This window comes from Enteractinococcus helveticum (genome assembly GCF_001657475.1).
GTDB classification, from domain to species: Bacteria; Actinomycetota; Actinomycetes; order Actinomycetales; family Micrococcaceae; genus Yaniella; species Yaniella helvetica.
In genome coordinates this window covers 139,500-156,501 of the sequence record NZ_LXEY01000022.1, presented here as the reverse complement: position 1 = coordinate 156,501, position 17,002 = coordinate 139,500, and the positions used below count along the sequence as shown (strand labels likewise).

At 56.4% G+C, this 17,002-nt stretch carries 20 protein-coding genes; 12 read left to right on the top strand and 8 right to left on the bottom strand.

The genetic code is table 11. From position 1 onward, the window contains the following. Window positions 1-9: 9 nt before the first annotated feature. Both A6F49_RS12700 and A6F49_RS12695 read right to left on the bottom strand, forming a co-directional pair. Window positions 10-672 (bottom strand): nitrobindin family protein, encoded by a 663-nt coding sequence (locus A6F49_RS12700; protein ID WP_043058775.1) that lies wholly within the window; start codon window positions 670-672, stop codon window positions 10-12. 175 nt (window positions 673-847) lie between these two features. After that, a complete protein-coding gene (locus A6F49_RS12695; RefSeq protein WP_043058776.1) occupies window positions 848-1,654 on the bottom strand; it encodes a hypothetical protein in 807 nt (268 codons plus the stop codon). A 107-nt stretch (window positions 1,655-1,761) separates the two neighbouring features. Between A6F49_RS12695 and mshD the strand changes: the two genes are divergently transcribed. The 11 genes from mshD (at window position 1,762) to A6F49_RS12640 (ending at window position 10,573) form a co-directional block, all read left to right on the top strand. After that, on the top strand, window positions 1,762-2,670 hold the full coding sequence (gene mshD / locus A6F49_RS12690) for a mycothiol synthase (RefSeq protein WP_043058777.1): 909 nt from the start codon (window positions 1,762-1,764) through the stop codon (window positions 2,668-2,670). 11 nt (window positions 2,671-2,681) lie between these two features. Continuing rightward, window positions 2,682-3,692 (top strand): NUDIX hydrolase, encoded by a 1,011-nt coding sequence (locus A6F49_RS12685; RefSeq protein ID WP_052505011.1) that lies wholly within the window; start codon window positions 2,682-2,684, stop codon window positions 3,690-3,692. Between the two features lie 74 nt (window positions 3,693-3,766). After that, window positions 3,767-4,132: a GNAT family N-acetyltransferase gene (locus tag A6F49_RS12680; protein WP_043058954.1), complete on the top strand. Its 366-nt coding sequence runs from the start codon at window positions 3,767-3,769 to the stop codon at window positions 4,130-4,132. Window positions 4,133-4,146: 14 nt separating this feature from the next. Continuing rightward, window positions 4,147-4,974: a thymidylate synthase gene (locus A6F49_RS12675; protein ID WP_043058778.1), complete on the top strand. Its 828-nt coding sequence runs from the start codon at window positions 4,147-4,149 to the stop codon at window positions 4,972-4,974. Beyond that, a complete protein-coding gene (locus A6F49_RS12670; protein ID WP_043058779.1) occupies window positions 4,928-5,509 on the top strand; it encodes a dihydrofolate reductase in 582 nt (193 codons plus the stop codon). The genes A6F49_RS12675 and A6F49_RS12670 overlap by 47 nt, the downstream gene beginning before the upstream one ends. Further along, entirely contained in the window at window positions 5,502-5,744 is a 243-nt protein-coding gene (locus A6F49_RS12665) for an NF038396 family protein (RefSeq protein WP_235604992.1), read from the top strand. The genes A6F49_RS12670 and A6F49_RS12665 overlap by 8 nt, the downstream gene beginning before the upstream one ends. Window positions 5,745-5,750: 6 nt before the next feature. Then, window positions 5,751-6,923, top strand: coding sequence for an aspartate-semialdehyde dehydrogenase (asd, locus tag A6F49_RS12660; protein WP_235604991.1), 1,173 nt, complete (start codon window positions 5,751-5,753; stop codon window positions 6,921-6,923). Window positions 6,924-7,046: 123 nt separating this feature from the next. Beyond that, window positions 7,047-7,502 carry a hypothetical protein gene (locus A6F49_RS12655; protein ID WP_043058780.1) on the top strand — a complete coding sequence of 152 codons (456 nt, stop codon included), beginning with the start codon at window positions 7,047-7,049 and terminating at the stop codon, window positions 7,500-7,502. Between the two features lie 58 nt (window positions 7,503-7,560). Next, the gene (locus tag A6F49_RS12650) at window positions 7,561-8,037 is read left to right on the top strand and encodes a GNAT family N-acetyltransferase (RefSeq protein WP_043058781.1); all 477 of its coding nucleotides are present in this window, start codon (window positions 7,561-7,563) and stop codon (window positions 8,035-8,037) included. Between the two features lie 186 nt (window positions 8,038-8,223). After that, a complete protein-coding gene (locus tag A6F49_RS12645; RefSeq protein ID WP_201120322.1) occupies window positions 8,224-8,754 on the top strand; it encodes a DUF4442 domain-containing protein in 531 nt (176 codons plus the stop codon). Window positions 8,755-9,148: 394 nt separating this feature from the next. After that, on the top strand, window positions 9,149-10,573 hold the full coding sequence (locus tag A6F49_RS12640; RefSeq protein ID WP_043058782.1) for an MFS transporter: 1,425 nt from the start codon (window positions 9,149-9,151) through the stop codon (window positions 10,571-10,573). 19 nt (window positions 10,574-10,592) lie between these two features. On the opposite strand, the gene A6F49_RS12635 is transcribed toward A6F49_RS12640, so the two are convergent. After that, window positions 10,593-11,423: an IclR family transcriptional regulator gene (locus A6F49_RS12635; protein ID WP_052505013.1), complete on the bottom strand. Its 831-nt coding sequence runs from the start codon at window positions 11,421-11,423 to the stop codon at window positions 10,593-10,595. 158 nt (window positions 11,424-11,581) lie between these two features. Then, window positions 11,582-12,241, bottom strand: a complete 660-nt coding sequence (locus A6F49_RS12630) for a TetR/AcrR family transcriptional regulator (RefSeq protein WP_082911775.1) — start codon at window positions 12,239-12,241, stop codon at window positions 11,582-11,584. 100 nt (window positions 12,242-12,341) lie between these two features. Between A6F49_RS12630 and A6F49_RS12625 the strand changes: the two genes are divergently transcribed. Beyond that, a complete protein-coding gene (locus A6F49_RS12625; RefSeq protein WP_043058784.1) occupies window positions 12,342-14,609 on the top strand; it encodes a YhgE/Pip family protein in 2,268 nt (755 codons plus the stop codon). Between the two features lie 80 nt (window positions 14,610-14,689). On the opposite strand, the gene A6F49_RS12620 is transcribed toward A6F49_RS12625, so the two are convergent. Genes A6F49_RS12620 through A6F49_RS12605 form a run of 4 tightly spaced genes read right to left on the bottom strand, consistent with a single transcriptional unit; the run spans window position 14,690 to window position 16,994 of the window. After that, entirely contained in the window at window positions 14,690-15,796 is a 1,107-nt protein-coding gene (locus A6F49_RS12620) for a UDP-N-acetylmuramate dehydrogenase (protein ID WP_043058785.1), read from the bottom strand. A 4-nt stretch (window positions 15,797-15,800) separates the two neighbouring features. Beyond that, window positions 15,801-16,268, bottom strand: a complete 468-nt coding sequence (locus tag A6F49_RS12615; RefSeq protein ID WP_043058786.1) for a MaoC/PaaZ C-terminal domain-containing protein — start codon at window positions 16,266-16,268, stop codon at window positions 15,801-15,803. Window positions 16,269-16,278: 10 nt separating this feature from the next. Next, window positions 16,279-16,713, bottom strand: a complete 435-nt coding sequence (locus A6F49_RS12610; protein ID WP_043058787.1) for an FAS1-like dehydratase domain-containing protein — start codon at window positions 16,711-16,713, stop codon at window positions 16,279-16,281. A gap of 2 nt (window positions 16,714-16,715) precedes the next feature. After that, on the bottom strand, window positions 16,716-16,994 hold the full coding sequence (locus tag A6F49_RS12605; RefSeq protein ID WP_043058788.1) for a hypothetical protein: 279 nt from the start codon (window positions 16,992-16,994) through the stop codon (window positions 16,716-16,718). Window positions 16,995-17,002: the final 8 nt, after the last annotated feature.

Below are 17,002 nucleotides of genomic sequence, written 5' to 3'. Positions count from 1 at the left end.
GTACACACTCTACGCTTCGTGTTTGCCGGGCAGGTGCGGTTTCCCGGGTGGCAGACGACCATCGTTTTCGGATGGCATTTTGTCTAGGATGCCCGAGGCGTGCGGTTTGGGTTCTTCGCCATCGGTTTCCACGACGTCCCAGCGCCAGAACATTTGACCGTTGACCAGGCCGTAAATGCGGTTGGCCGAATGGTAGGTGCCGGCCAGGGTGCCCTGGAGGACCGCGTCGGCGTTGAGTTGGATCTGGGGTCCGCGAACGATCCCGTAGTACAGCTCAGACATTGAGCCGGGGTGGGTAATCGTGGCGGTGATGGGAAAATCGGTTTCGTTTTTCCGTAACCGTTCGACGTCTTCAGCTGAGCGGTAGGCCGGAACCGGGTCTGCAGGTTTCATGCCGGGCCCGACGTCGGCGGAATGCCGCTGCCGGTCAATGGCCCAGTATCCGGATTCGAAGGTGAGCGGGCGAATCAGGGTACCGTCTTCTTCAGACAGCCAGGTTTCGGCGCGATACTGCAAAAAGGGCAGGCCGGTTTCGCCAAAATCGATGCGCTGGTAGAAGATCTGCGAGTCCTCTTCGCCGGCGCCAAGACGGCCTTGGCCTTCCCAGGAGCCGATCAACCAGGATAGCGGCGACAGCTCTGGGAGCAGATCGTAGGGTAGTTCGATAGCCACGTCGGGTTTTAGCGCTGACCTCTGTAGAGGCCGCGAATAACCAGCAGTGCGAATAATGCCATACCTACGCCAGCCAGGCCGACGAGGACGGTGAAGAAGATTTCTAAAGCTACAACAGACATGGCCCTTAGTTTACTCACAATCTCGATTCGATACGACTTGGTGTCGTCAATTATTACCAGGGTAAAACGTTGATGACGAAGTACCCAACCATCCCGGTGACAATCGTTGTGCCCGTGCCCAGTGCGACCGCCGTCAGCGGGTGTTGCAGCGACTCCGGCAGGGCCTCTTTGGATTCGGAAAGACTATCTGCCAGCGCGATGATCAATGCAGCAATTGCCGCGCCGATGACCGCCGGTACGGATAACACCCCGGGACGTATGACCTGCATGATGATGGCCACCAGTGTTGCACCAACCACGACGGCGATCATGCGGTTGCGGCGTCGGGTCGGCAATAAGGTGGCCAGCGCTGCCACGGCCAGGGCAACCAGTATGGTCAGCATCAACCAGGTCAATCCGGTGATGCGCTCGATGACCAGCGTGCCTTGAGCTACTTCGAATTTCTGCCGCAGCAGCATGGCCCAACCGGCGGTGGTGGCCGCAATGACAGCACCCACACTCAGCATGGCGGTGGCTAAGAACCGCTGCAGCCCACCGGGCGGGGAAAAGGTTTGTACTCCAAAGATCAGCAGCACGCCCAATGCGGCAGCTCCCCCGACTGGTGCCAGCCATAATTCCGTAGCCAGTGGCGAAAATTTGACCTGCGCAGGCAGCAAGGAGACCACCCAGACCGAGGCCAACCCGGTCACCGCTAGGACCGCGCTGATGCCCCAGCGTGGGGTGGGGCTGACCGTAACCGGCCAGGCTATCGAAAAGCCGATGACCAGCACCGATAAGACCACGGGGCTGACCCACTGTGGCAAATTGGGTACAAATACCGTCACCACAGCCAGCACCGCAGCGGCGGCGACCGTGGTCAAAGCTGAAATAGTCCTACGCACCCCTCTATCATGTCATGGCACCAGCTTTGAGCTGGGCTTAACGACAACCGTGCCCGAAAAATCGCGGTACCCGTTATTGTGGTGGCATGACTCAATTGCGCGTGCACGCTCCTGCAGAAACGTCGAATCACCTCGCTGAACTCCGAAAACTTGCCGATCTTGGGGTCGCGGCCGACCACAATGAGCCCTTTGGCGATCAGACCTGGGTCGAGCTGCGCGCCGGCCGGGCATGGTTGATCACCACCGGCAGCCCCGATCTGACCGGTGGTGCAGCAATCGTTATTCCCGAAGACGCCGAACAGCCCGTGGTAGTTGAGCTGCTGGTCACACCAGATGAGCGCGGCAATGGACTCGGGCGGCAATTAGTCGATGCGACCACACAGGTGCTCGCCCAGCACGCCGCAGAACAACAGGCCATTACCGCCTGGAGCCACGGCGATCATCCGGCAGCACGCCGCTTGGCAATCAAGGCTGGGCTGGAGCCGGTCCGGGTCCTATATCGGATGGCCCTAGAAATTGATCGGGAATCTTTTGGGGATGTGACGATCCCGCAGGGGTACTCCATCCGCACATTTGTACCCGGTGACGACGATGCCGCCTGGTTAGCCCTCAACGCCACTGCTTTTGCGGATCATCCCGAACAGGGCCAGCTGACCCAAGATGATCTAGAGGCACGCAAAGCTGAATCTTGGTTCGATCCGGAAGGCTTTTTCATCGTCGAGGATGCTCAGGGCACTCCGGCGGGTTTTCACTGGACCAAAACTCCTGTGGGGTCGGCCTCCGGAGAGGTCTATGCCGTCGGCGTGCATCCGGATACGCAAGGCTCCGGTCTGGGCAAAGCCCTGACCCTGCATGGCATGAACCACTTGGCCGGTTCTGGCTTGGAGAAGATTGTGTTGTATGTTGATGATGAAAACCGCCCAGCGGTCAACCTCTACACGTCATTGGGTTTCGGTGTGGAAAACACCGACGTCATGTTCTCTTCCAACAGCTAGGCTCACACTTCATGCGCGCTGCAAAACGCCTCGGTAAGCTCACCACTATCCGTGCTACCGCGATCACAGCTGAACAAGGAACCAACGCAAAAATCCTGGCTGCCGGCACGATTCCATGGCGCATTAAGTCTGGAACACTTCAGGTCTTGCTGATCCATCGGCCGGAATTTGATGACTGGTCCTGGCCCAAAGGCCGACTCGGAGCCAATGAGACCCTGCCAGAAACAGCATGGCGGGAAACTAAAGAAGAAGTCGGGCTTGATCTGCCACTTGGGATTCCCTTAGGAATCATCCGATATAAAACCCCTCAGGGCAATAAGCGCAAAGAGGTTTGGTATTGGGCAGCCCGGGTGATCGACCAAAAGGCCCGTCCCGATAATAAAGAACTCGATGACGTTCGCTGGGTGAATGTGCAACGAGCCCGGCAGATGCTCTCCAAGCAGCTCGATCAGAAACCTCTCGACGTGTTAGAGGCCGCGTTCGAGGCTCACCAACTGGCAACCGTGCCGTTCGTGGTCCTGCGTCAAGCCAAAGCTACCCCGGCAGAGTCCTGGACTCGAGACGAAATTGACCGTCCGCTGGCCGATTCTGGATATCAACAGGCTAAAGCCGTCGCCCGTTTACTGCGAGCGTGGAAGCCCACACGCGTCGTCACCTCCAAATACACGCGCTCGTTGGAAACCATTGCTCCGTATGTCAAGAAATACGGTGGAGCAGTGCGAACCAAGAAGTGGCTTAATAAAACCGTCGAGGCTCCAAACAGATTCTTGGCACGACGACTCCGCCAAGAATTCAAACGTCCCGAGCCCATCATGGTGTGCTCTCAGCCTGGGGTAGTAAAACAGATTCTCAAAGAGATCAAAGCCTGGATCCGGGAAGAACGGGCACTGATAAACCCGAAGTCGGTCACCAGTAAAAAACAATTTAAGCTGGCGCCAGGCTCCATATTGGTAGTCCACCGGGCAAAGCATCGTGCAGGGCAGATCGTGTCGGTTGAACGCTACGAGCCACTGGTGAAATAACCTGTCGATCCGCAGCGCTGCGATCTTGTGGAGGAACCATAGGCGCGATCAGGCAGCCTTGGTAGGCTGTGGCTATGACAAAATTGCCGGGCACGCAGCCAGAAAAAATCGTTCATCAGAACCTGCGGTTAGTGCACGCTCCTGCCAAAGACCGTTTTGAATTACACCATGAAAGCCCGTACACGGGAGACACAACGTTCATCGGTTTTATCGGCTATCGCATGGCTGACGAAGACCCTGAAGTCTACGTTTTGCAACACACCATTGTGGCAGAAGAATACGGTCGCCAAGGCTATGCCCGTGCGTTGACCACCCTGCTGCTCGATCAGTTTGAAAAACAGGAACAAAAGTTCACGACGCAGTGTTCTTATATTGTGGACTATTTGCGCCGGTATCCCGAATACCTGCATCTTGTCACCAATCCAGCCGCTAAACGATAACCCGAAACAGGAATATGACTGCTCAGTCCATCGACACCCCGTATGAAGATTTGCTGGCCGATGTGCTTGAAAATGGCACGTTGACAACGGATCGCACCGGCACCGGTACCTACTCGGTATTTGGCCGTCAGATCCGGTACAACCTCGCGGAGTATTTCCCGCTGGTCACCACCAAGCGTGTGCACTTTAAATCTGCTGCTTTAGAGCTGATCTGGTTCCTCAACGGCGATTCCAACGTGAAGTGGTTGCAGGAACGCGGGGTACGCATTTGGAATGAGTGGGCTGACGAAGACGGCGAATTAGGTCCCGTTTACGGTGTGCAGTGGCGCTCCTGGCCGGCACCCAATGGTGAATCGATTGACCAGATCAGCCAGGTCATGGAATCGCTGGCCCAGAACCCCGGGTCCCGACGTCACATTGTCTCAGCTTGGAACCCCGGGCAGATCGATGAAATGGCATTGCCTGCTTGTCACGCGATGTTCCAGTTCCACGTCCAGCCCGAAGAAGATGGTCCCGGCAAACTTTCCTGCCAGCTCTACCAGCGTTCTGCTGACATGTTCCTGGGAGTGCCGTTCAATATCGCAGAGTACTCACTGCTGACCATGATGATGGCCCAGCAATTGGGCTACAACCCGGGCGAATTCGTGTGGACCGGTGGGGATGTTCACATCTACACAAACCACGTCGATCAGGCCCGTGAACAACTCGCTCGGAAACCGTACCCGTACCCACAGCTACGATTCCGTCGCAAACCCAAAGATCTGTTCAGCTACGAATTGGAAGATTTCGAAGTCATTGACTACCAACACCACCCCACTATCTCAGCTCCAGTTGCCGTCTAGCACGCACATCGGCCTCGTTTGGGCGCAAAGCCTGGACGGTGTCATCGGGCTGGACGGTGATATGCCCTGGCATGTGCCCGAAGATCTCAAACATTTCAAAGAGGTCACCATGGGCGAAGTCCTGGTGATGGGACGAAAAACCTGGTCGTCATTTCCAGAATCGTTCCGACCGCTGCCCGGCCGGACCTCAATCGTAGTATCGAAAACCCTCACCGAAGATCCCTCGGATGACAAATTAGACCATGGCGATGTTCACGTGGTCGCCGATCTGGCACAGGGGCTACAACTCGCCGGTGAGCTTAAGACCGGCCCGATGATTTGGGTCATTGGTGGGGGCAGCCTATATGATCAGACATTAGAGGTAGCCACCGTTGTAGAACGCAGCCTATTCAACATTCACGTTGATGGCGATACGTATGCACCCAAACTTGATACCTCATGGACGCTGACTCAACAGGATCCATCGGCTGGCTGGCATACGTCCAAATCCTCGGTGCAGTACCGGTTTGAACGATGGGAGCGCACCCTTGACTAAGACAACAAACACCGCCCCGGTGTCCCAGCGCCAGATGGTGCTGGCCTTTCTCGGGTTGGTAGCCGGTCCCCTATTGGCACTGGTATGTGCTGGCATGGGACTGTATCTGGTTCTGACCGGCAAAACGATCGCAGGAATCATCTTCCTTCTTGTCCTGACCCAAGTATTTATCGGGATCGGACTCTGGGCATACTCCGCTCGCAAAAAGTACGCACTATCACAGAATGTAGAATGAGACGTCATGACTCAACAAGTTTCGGAAGCTCCAATGTACGCTGATGCAGCATCCCGTCCAACCGTTGGTCTTATTGGTTGGCGCGGCATGGTCGGATCCGTCCTAATGCAACGCATGGTCGAAGAAAATGACTTCGCCAAGATCAACCCGGTGTTTTTCTCCACCTCCAATGCTGGAGGTGCTGTGCCTGAACTGCCCGGTGTAGACACCTCAACAAAACTGCAGGATGCCCACGACATCGACACCCTGGCCAAGCTGCCGATCATTCTGACCACTCAGGGCGGCGACTACACCAACGAGGTCTACCCAAAACTGCGTGCTGCCGGTTGGAAAGGCCTGTGGATCGACGCGGCCTCCGCCCTGCGTATGGATGACGAGTCAATCATCGTGTTGGACCCGGTCAACCGTGACCAGATTGATGCCGGCCTGAAAAACGGCATCAACCAATACGTTGGCGGCAACTGCACCGTGTCACTGATGCTTTTGGGCCTCGGCGGTCTGATGCGCAACGGACTGGTCGAGTGGGGAACCGCAATGACCTATCAAGCAGCCTCCGGCGGCGGGGCACGCCATATGCGTGAACTACTTAAAGGCTTCGGCACTCTGCATGACGTCGTGGCAGAAGACTTGAAAAACCCAAGCTCCGCCATCCTAGAGATCGACAAGAAGGTCATCACCGCACAGCGCGATGGCTCCCTAGACACCACCCAGTTCGGTGCTCCACTTGCCGGTTCCTTGATCCCATGGATTGATTCGGACCTGGGTGATGGCATGTCCCGTGAGGACTGGAAGGGCATGGCCGAGACCAACAAGATCCTTGGTCGCACCGGTGATGACATCATGCCACTGGAATCTGTCACTGTTCGCATCGGTGCTCTGCGGTCCCACTCCCAGGCACTGACTCTGAAGCTCACCAAAGACGTCCCACTGGATGAAATCGAAGAGCTGCTGGCCAACGATAACGACTGGGTCAAATACATTCCGAATAATAAAGAAGCCTCGATGCAGCAGCTGACCCCGGTTGCGGCCACCGGCACCATGGATATTCCAGTTGGCCGCGTGCGCAAACTGGCAATGGGTCCGGAATACATCTCGGCGTTCACCGTAGGTGACCAGCTGCTGTGGGGTGCTGCAGAACCAGTACGTCGCATGCTGATGATTGCCACCGGCAACCTCTAAAAACTCATTCGCCGGTCCTCCGGCACCAGCGTGAGCCACCATGATCAAAATGATGGCTCACCCGTTTAACGCTCGGCTCATGGGCCGTGGAGTCGGATCAACCACATTCGCTAGACTGCAGTCATGGACCCCGCAGTGTTGTTGTTGCCAGCCGGCTTGCTCCAAGGCGCGATTCTCACCATTGCCGCCTGCTATGCGGGCAGTCACGGTGGCAGACCCAATAATCTGTTTGGTATCCGTCTATGGTCCACCACGTTCTCAGTAACCGCATGGCAAGCCGGTCACCGCGCCGGCCTCAACTACAGTTGGAGCCTGCTTGTGCAAGCCAGCGCATCCCTCGGCGTAGGAATCTGGCTTGTGCAATCAACGACCGACGCTAGCACCGCGGTGGTAACAAGCTACACGCTGGGGAGCCTCATCAGCTTTCTGCTGGCGACCCTCATGGTGGTGTATCGAACACACCGCGCAGCTAAGGCCATTGCCATCAACCAGGTCCTGACCGAAGAGGCCGAACTGATCGATGCTATCGTCAATCAGCGACTCGCAGAACAGGACCCCAGTCATAAAGCCACAGATTAGCATCAGCCCGCCTGCCATTGGAGTCGAATCATCCATTGCTTCCCAGGTTTGGAACATCTTGGTCGAAGCCGACACCGCGTTTATCCCGCCCCTGTCGATGCGAACGTCTGGAACCCAGACCGGACTGAAGTCAACCCTGGCAGCGCAATCAGCGGGCACTATTGCATATTTCGAGTCAATCCCACACCAGCACATCATCACAGCCAGCCCAGCCACACGAGCCGAGACTCTGGCTGGGTTTCTAAGCTTTCGCCCCGGATTTCATCTGCCCAATGTACCAAAGATGAAGCCGTACCACTATGTGACTACCGTGATTGTGCGTCCTGCGTTCCGTGGAAATCGTGTCACCCAGCGCATGTACGAAAACCTTCTAGCAACCGCTAGAGAACTCAATCAGGGCGTCGCCACCCGCACCTGGGCCACGAACGAAGCACACATTCGATTACTCCACCAGCTTGGGTTTGCAGAAATACATCGCATCCCCGATGATCGCGGTCCAGGCATCGACACCGTCTACTTTGCCAAAGATATCTGACACCGCTGGCTCCCAGGAGCGCAGCAGTCTCAACTTTGCAAGGTCGCGTCATCGCAGTTTGGCCGACGCGAATAGGGGCTGCTGACCAGATGGATCCAGACCAAGTACTAGCAACTGCAGCAAAGGTGATCCAGTGATCTAGAATGACCGCAATACGGTCTACGCCAGAGCATAAGGAGTCACGCCGTGCGACTGCCGAAATTCAAGATCCCCACATATGCCTCCATGCGCATCGGGCCGAAATTCCTCCAGCGATTCATGCGAATTTGGCCACCGTATCTCGGAGCCGGAATCAAACCCGAGTACATCGCCCAGGACGCATCCCGATCGATCGTCACACATAAACCCAATATCTTGACGCGGAACCTGGTCGGGACAGCATTCGGCGGCACCATGCTATCCATGACCGACCCATTTTTCATGTTCGCCGGCGTCTACGGTCTCGGCAAAGAATATTTGGTGTGGGACGTCGGAGTTGAAGCAAAATTCGTCAAACCTGGCCGGGGAAAAATTACCGCTGACATGCAGGTCGCTGACGAAACATGGGACCTCATCAAAACAAAAACGGCCAACGGTGAGAAATATCTCCACTGGTTCGACGTCGAAATCACCGATGAGCAAGACGACGTCGTGGCAATCATCCGACGACAGGTCTACTTCCGTCGGAAACCCCAGTTCGTAGAGCAACTTACCCCAGAATCTGAGGCTCACAAGTAATCATCTTGGCGACCGCCCAACACCGCTTCCAACCTAGCCTTTGAGCGAATCATTCAGCTCAGCAAGGGCCTTGGTATAAGCAACCCACCTCGTCATGCCCAGAATCTTTTAATTCAATTGCGCCAAACCCTTGCAAGTTGCTGACCTAACAACTAAATTGTTAGATCAGCAACGCAATGTGCGGCACATCACAACCTCGAAGATGGGTTCTCTCGTACAGAACAACGACTCGTCGAAACGTCATGCCAGCACATGATCAAGAACTCAATACTCGCTCCAGCACCTCAAACACTGAGCCGCATGACCGTGACGCCAACGCCCGACATGCTAACCCTGCTCCGTGCTGCGGTCCTGGACGTTGTGTGCACCCGGCCAACCAGAACTGGAGTCTTCCATGACGACTGCCGACTCAACCTCTCATCAAACACCCACGCCTACTTCGCAAGTCTCGATCAAAACCCTACGTCAAGTAACGTTCGCCGGTTTCGCCGGCACGGTTGTGGAATGGTTCGACTTCGCGGTCTACGGCTTCATGGCAACCATCATCGCCACCGTGTTCTTTCCTGATTCCACCGGTGCTGTAGCGCTGCTACAGACGTTTGCCATCTTTGCCGTCGCGTTCGCTCTTCGTCCATTAGGCGGAGCATTCTTTGGCATGCTCGGTGACCGCATCGGTCGCAAAAATATCCTCATCACCACCGTGCTCTTGATGTCCGGTTCTACCGCAGCCATCGGACTCCTACCAAGCTATGACCAAATTGGCATTTGGGCTGCGATCCTACTGACCCTCGCTCGCTGCCTGCAGGGACTATCGGCCGGCGGAGAGTATGCAGGCGCCGTCACCTATGTCATTGAACACTCGCCACCCAACCAGCGCGCCCGCTGGGGCTCGGCCATGCCGACCGCGACCTTTACTGCCTTTGCGGGAGCAGCCCTGCTGTCCTTCCTGCTGACCACCGGCATTGGTGACGCGGCTATGCATGCATGGGGCTGGCGTATCCCATTCCTCGTGGCCGCACCACTTGGACTGATCGCTTTCTGGATCCGTCGCAAACTCGGCGAATCCCCCATGTTCCAAGAAGCCGAAGAAGATGACACCACCGAGCATGCCCCGTTGCGCTCTACCCTGAAGACCCAGGCTCGTCCGATGATGATCCTGGCAGGCTACATCTCGCTGACCGCGCTGAGCTTCTACATCTTCTCGACCTACATGACAACATTCTTGCGGGAAGTCGTCCAGCTCGAGGCGGTACCTGTCCTTGCCTCGAACGTCATTGCGTTGACCCTTGCCGCATGCACCGCCCCACTTGCTGGACGTTTATGCGACCGCATTGGACGCCGCAAGACCATGTTCGCTTCGGCCATCCTGCTGGGTGGTGCTGCCATCCCGGGCTATATCATCGCTTCGGGCGGCTCGTTTGGCACGGCACTGCTCGGTCAGCTCATGATCATGTTCGGCGCCGTCACTGCCAACGTGGTGACGGCAGTGCTTCTGACCGAGGTCTTCCCGACCCGCGTTCGCTACACCGCCTCGGGCATCACCTATAACGTCTCCTACGCCATCTTCGGCGGTACAGCGCCATATATCGCCACCTGGCTGATCGATGTCACTGGCAATCCGATCTCCCCTGCTATCTACCTCACGGTCGTGGCAGCCGGTGCGTTCATTGCCACAACCCTGATGCCTGAGACCGCAGGCCGACAGCTCGGTGCTGGACTGGATGATGAACCCATCACATCCGCTATTCCGGTGCTACCCGCCGATAGCAAAGTGAAACCATCCAAGCAAAAACCGGTCAAGGCGAAAACTCTGGTCTAACCGGTCGATAAAAACGTGCTCAGGGGTGTGATTCCTCGGAATCATGCCCCTGACCGTTTTCTGACACTACCGGGGCGCCGAGGCGAGCCGAGATATCATTGGCCGTCTTGCGCACGGCCTCCTGCAGGTCCTCTGCGGAATCGTTGAGCTCGACGCGCGACGACGGTGCAGAAAGAATCACACAACCGATCTCAGCACCTCGCAGGTCACGTACCACAGCTGCAACACCAAATTCTTCCGGAGTAGTGAAACCTTTATTCATCGCCACACCGGTCCGACGAATCTCATCGAGTTCGTTTTGAATGAGTTCGTGAGTCAAACCGCCCTTGGGTGGGATGATCAGACCACCATCGACTAATTCGCAAACGGTTTTCATCGGCTGGTATGCCAGCATGACACGCACCGATGAAGAGTTCCACTGGTTATAACGGTTACCAATGGGCTGGGTGTGCCGTACCTGATGCGGGCTGGCTACCTGGTCGACGACGATCGTACCGGTACCGCTCCACACGCCGAGCGCTGAGGTCTCCCCTGTAACTTCTGTGAGCTGTTCCAAATGTTCTAAGCCAGCGTCACGAATATCGAGATCCGCCAGCAGCGGGGCCGACAGTTCCAAAACACTCAGGCCGAGCCGGTAACGACCACCGTCACGCTCACGCTGCACATAGCCCAGTTCCGCTAAACCATGCAGCATCCGGGACACCGTAGATTTATGCAAACCTACGATTTCTGAAATTTCAGTAACGCCCAGGGCCGGACGCCGAATCGAGAACGATTCCAAGATAGCCAACCCGTTGAGCAATGCGGCGGGCGCGCCTTGTGGTTGCCGGGCGGGCTGTTCGTCAGACATGGTCACGGTACTCCTAGTCATGCAGCACAAACTCGTCCTGCTCTACCAATGTTTTGACACATTGTATGCCTTGAATCGTCGAAACACAGGACCCTGAGTGCTACAACCTACACGATCACCATCAATATAGGTGCACACATTCTATTAGCGGCTAATCCCTAAGCTTGTTGCATTCCACCGGTGGTTGCCAGAATATGGCTCAAACGATCAGCGAGTTGGGAGGCGGACTCTGGGTTGTCATCCCGGAGCCAACGTTCCGTACGCCAGAGAGCCCCGGCAGCTAAGAACATGGCGTGCTCGCGCAGTCCTTCAGCAGTGGACTCTACTTTCTTCATGACAGCGCCCAGGGCTGGCACGTCAATGATCCGCGAAGCTAAAAACTCGATCACATCTTCGCGCACATCCCGCCCAGCGGTCGAGTCTAAGACCGCTAAGTAAAAGGCTCGGCGATGCCCCAGCTCTTGGAGCAAAGCTTGCAGCACCGTTGTAGCGGCTGTCCTCCAAGACGCCGTGGGGTGCGCCTGCAGTGGCGGGACCGTATCGAATAGCGATGTTAGTCGCACCAGTGCCGATGCACGCATCAAGTTTGGCAGGTCACCAAAGTGCTGATACAAGGTTGGTCGGCTTACCCCCGCTGCTCGTGAAATTTCAGCAACACTAAAAACTTCACCCGGCTGCCCCTCGTCCAGAGCTACGGTGACCGCGTCAATCAGAGCTGCCCTAGAACGTTCAGCCCGCGGATTGACCGAACTTTCCGCGTCTTCGGGTCCCGAGGCCACTTGCTCCATGCTTGTACCCCAATCCTTATCGATAGACATGCCGTGAAATTGACATGATCCAGCATAGCAGGATAAGTTTACACCTGTAAGATTTACATGTGTCAAAGTATCGTATGAAGTTCTGCTTGGGAGATCGTTTATGTCCCGTCTCAACCCCAAGGTTCAGGTGACGATTATCTTGACGGCGCTGGCCGTCATTCCACTGATCTATGCCAGCCTGTTGGTCTGGTCCGTCAAAGATCCCACCGCTTCCTTAGAGGTCATGTCCGCAGCCATCGTAAACAAAGACGAGCCTGCCACGACCAGCGATGATGAAGAGCTTCAGCTGGGCGACGATCTCACCGAGACGTTACTGGACTCTGATGAGAGCTTCAGCTGGACGACCATGAACGAACACCAGGCCCATGATGCCCTAGAAGCAGGGCAGATTCGAGCAATTCTAGAAATTCCCAACAGCTTCTCGTCAAGCGCTGCATCTCTAGGCGACGAGGACCCTTTGGCAGCAGCCCAGTCTCAACTGACGATCATTACCGACGATGCATCAAATATTATCGCTGGCAATATTGCTGCAACCGTTGGCGAGGCGGTTCGCTCGTCAGTGGCCAAGCAAGTCGGTGAAGAGTTTGTAGCACAGATGACCGTTGGTTTCACGGAGATTGGGACAGCACTTGATGAAGCAGCCGATGGTGCACACGATCTTTCCGACGGCACATCCAGTGCTCATGCTGGAGCGGGGAATCTGGTCGTGGGTCTTGACGAACTAACCAGTGGGGCCAATTCACTATCCGATGGCGCCGCTGATCTAGCAGCTGGCACAGGTGAGGCCGTTTCTGGGTCGCGTGAGCTAGCCTCCGGCCTCGCCACCCTCGATGCCCAAACTCAAGACCTGCCCGACACAGCTGAGGATATTGATAATAAAGCACAGCAGATCGCCGACGGTATACAAAACATAGCTGATGAGATTGCAGACGCCTCGTCGGCGGTCGCCACTCTGGCGACTGATGCACAGAGCGCACTAGACAACACCCGAGGGGTTGAATCAGCCGCCGCAAATATTGATGGTTTGCTCACAACTGCTTCCCAACACACTGATGATATCTCTGCTGACGGCCAGGACCTGTTAGACAGCTGGGAAGACTTATCTGAGGCCCAACGCCAGGCTGCTGTGCAAGCGATGACGGACAACGCACAGGCAGCAAAAACCACCCACGAGGAGGCACAGGAACAGGCCAAGACACTGCAACAGGATCTAGCCGACGTGGCTGGTGTCGAAACGACAAACGGCACCGCTACCGGCCTGGCCGGGCTTTCAACAGACATTACTCAGTTGCAGAAGGCCTTGGATCGTGTGCGTTCCGGGGCGGACCGTGGCACCGAGGGCAGCCAGCTGATGCACGAGTCAGCAGATCGTCTTACGACTACGACCGGCGGTCTCGTGGATGGCGCACAAGAGCTTTCCAGTGCAATCAATAGTGCAGCGGCCGCATCCAGTGAGCTCAGCACCGGACTTGAGACGCTTGATAACGGTGCCACCGTGCTGAGCAATGGTACGTCCGATTTAGCATCCGGCGCCGGGGATGCAACTACAGGAGCTCATGATTTGCACAGTGGACTAGGTCAGCTCGACACGGGAGCCGATGATCTTGCGACAGGACTTGATGAGGGCAAGGGCAATGTTCCGCGGTATTCCGATAAGGAAAGCGATCACCTGGCTGGCACCGCCTCGGATCCTGTCACATTGGTCCAGCAACGTCTTCATGAGGTCGCTGGATATGGTTGGGGTCTAGCCCCGTATTTCATGGGGCTAGCGCTATGGGTTGGAGCCATGGGCTATTTCTTGATGCAACCGGCAATAAATGTGCGTCGTATCGTGACTGCTGATTCCCGTTTACGCGCCGTGTTAACCAACATGGTCCCAGCGTTCATCATGGCGTGTACTCAAAGTACGTTGATGGTCACCTTTGTACGTTTTGTCGTCGGTATTGATATGGCACAAACAGCGGGAGTATATGCGCTCTGTTTCTTTGCAAGTCTCACATTTTTCGTACTGAATCAGATGCTCATTGCTGTCTTCGATGCGCCCGGCCGCTTTCTTGCGCTGGTACTGATTGTCTTGCAGTTATCAGCTGCCGGCGGTACGTATCCAATTGAAACAGCTCCGCAGTTCTTACAAGACTTGCACGGTTGGCTGCCAATGACTCACGTGGTCACCGGGTTGCGCTCGCTGATTGCTGGTGGAGCATTCGACACAAGTGGCGTATTGTTACCGCTGGCCATATGGCTGCTGTTGTCCCTAGTAGGACTAATCTCCGTGGTGCTGATGACCTGGCATAAAGCGCACCACAACCATCCAACAAAACGATCTGCCCAGCTTGTGCCAGAGGCGAAAGAACCTGTCTCGATCTAAAGTGACGTGCGAGTACCCTTACCGCGGAGATGCGTGTCGGTTGAAGTGACGTAGCCCGAATAACCGACACACGACTAGTCTCAGATTCCCAGCTGTACTCCGACCAACACTGGCTCTGGAACCAGCGTGATGCCCCACTTTTTTACAACACCGTCGCGCACCAAGCTGGCGATCCTGACTAAATCTTGGGTTGTCGCACTGCCTCGGTTCGTCAAAGCAAGCGTGTGCTTGGTCGACAAGGATGCTCTGCCCTCAACTGTTCCGGATTCACCGTTCAGGCCGAAGCCCTTGTGGAAACCAGCGTGATCAATCAGCCAGGCAGCTGACAGTTTGACCGTCTCCGTGTTCTCTCCGGCCTCATGGTGCGCGAAGCGTGGCGCCTCATCAGGCAGAGTGCTGGCCACTTCAATCGGCACGATCGGATTGGTGAAAAACGACCCGGTCGACCAGGTGTCGTAATCCGTGGACTCAAGCACCATACCCTTGCTGGCACGTAAGTCCAGCACGGTTTGACGAATGTGCTCCAGTGGAGCGCTGTCACCCAGTTCAACATTCAGGGCACGAGCCAATTGGGCATACCGCACGGGTGCTAGCTCACCGGTTTTGGTCAGCTGTAAATCAACGCTGAGCACAATCCAACGCGGTGATGCATTGCGAAAGTTCGTGGTCGAGGAGACGATCGATCGCTTGATGATCGAGTCGCGATACCCAAACTCCAGATCATCACCGGTCAGCTCGATGATCTTGCGGGCTTTGCGATCCCAAACGCGAATGCTGTGCAGTGTTTGGGAAATGTCCGCTCCGTAAGCGCCAACGTTTTGGACCGGGGTGGCACCGGTAGAACCCGGGATACCAGACAGGGCTTCAATGCCGGTGAGGCCTTCGGCCACCGACCAGGCAACGACGTCGTCCCAGACATGTCCGGCTGCCACACGAATATGGACGTTGGTGTCGGTGGTTTCGACCACCTCAATGCCTTTGGTTGCGATCTGCACGACGGTGCCAGGAAAGCCTTCGTCAGCGACGAGTAGGTTGGAGCCACCGGCCACCACGAGCAACGGCACGTCGGCGGTGTCCGCGTCAGCAATGGCGAGTGTCAGTTGGTCTTCTGTGGTGACCTTGACCCACGTGGTGGCTGGTCCCCCAACTCGGGCGGTGGTGTGATTGGCCAGTAAGTTTTGTGTCATACGGTTAGAGCTGCACTTGAGCTTGGGCACGAGTCAGGACACGGGCGTTGTCGTCGTTGGGGTTGGTGACGGTCAGATCCACGCGGACGACGTTGGTTTCTTCGTTGATTGCCCCGATTTTTGCTACGACGTCGAGTTGTGCCCCGGGATTGGGGTTTTCAAATGGTCGTGCCGGGTTAGCGGTGTGCGTGGTTTCTTCAACGGGGACCATTGCAGAAAACCGGGTCTGGTAGTCGATGATGGCGCTGGGGTCGTTGGTCCATTCGGTGACCAAGTCGACGGCCAGGCCCATTGAGAGCATGCCGTGGGCGATGACTCCGGGCAGTTCTGCGGTTTGGGCGGTGGCTTCGGACCAATGGATCGGGTTGAAATCGCCCGATGCCCCGGCATAGCGGATGAGGTCCGCGCGCGTGATGTCGATGGTGCGGGTGGCGACGACTTCGCCTTTGGTGAGGTTTTCGATTGCAATCATGAAACAGTCCTTATCCGCGAATCAGCAACGTCGAGGTGATGGTCGCCACCGGCGCGCTTTGGGCAGTGGTGATCTCCACGTGGGTGGTGATGAGTCGGTTGCCGGCGAGTTCTTTGACGGAGCCAACCGTTGCGGTGGCATAGAGTTCATCACCGGCGACCACACTGCGGTGGGGGGTGAAGCGCTGATCAGCATGGACCACGCGCGAGAAATCCACATTGGCCTCGGGGTCATTGACCATCAGGGCTTCGGCACGTTGGGCAATCGACACCAGAAACGTTGGTGGTGCGACGAGGTCTTTGTGACCGGCGGCGCGGGCGGCCTCCACGTCGTGGTGCAAGGGGTGGGTATTTTTCACGGCGGTCGCGAAGTTGCGGATTTCTTCGCTTCCAACGTGGTACGGGCCAACCGTGGGATATTCTCGGCCGGTAATGTCAACAGTCATGTTTAGTCCTTTCCACGCTGTTGGCGACGTTTGCGGTCAGCTTCGAGGTTTTCGCGCAGTTCTTTGCGACGTCCGGCATACCGGATCATTTGAGCAATCACGTGGGTGATGAGTCCTGCACCCATAACCCATACGGCGGTCAGTGACAGGATGCGAGTGGAGGTGAGCCCACCGACAATGGCACAGAGAAAACCGATGCCCAGGATGACCATCCCGGTGATCAACACCCGTTGGTAGGTGCGGGAACCGGTGGTAAAGGGGTTATCATCCATCCAAGACATGGTCTCTA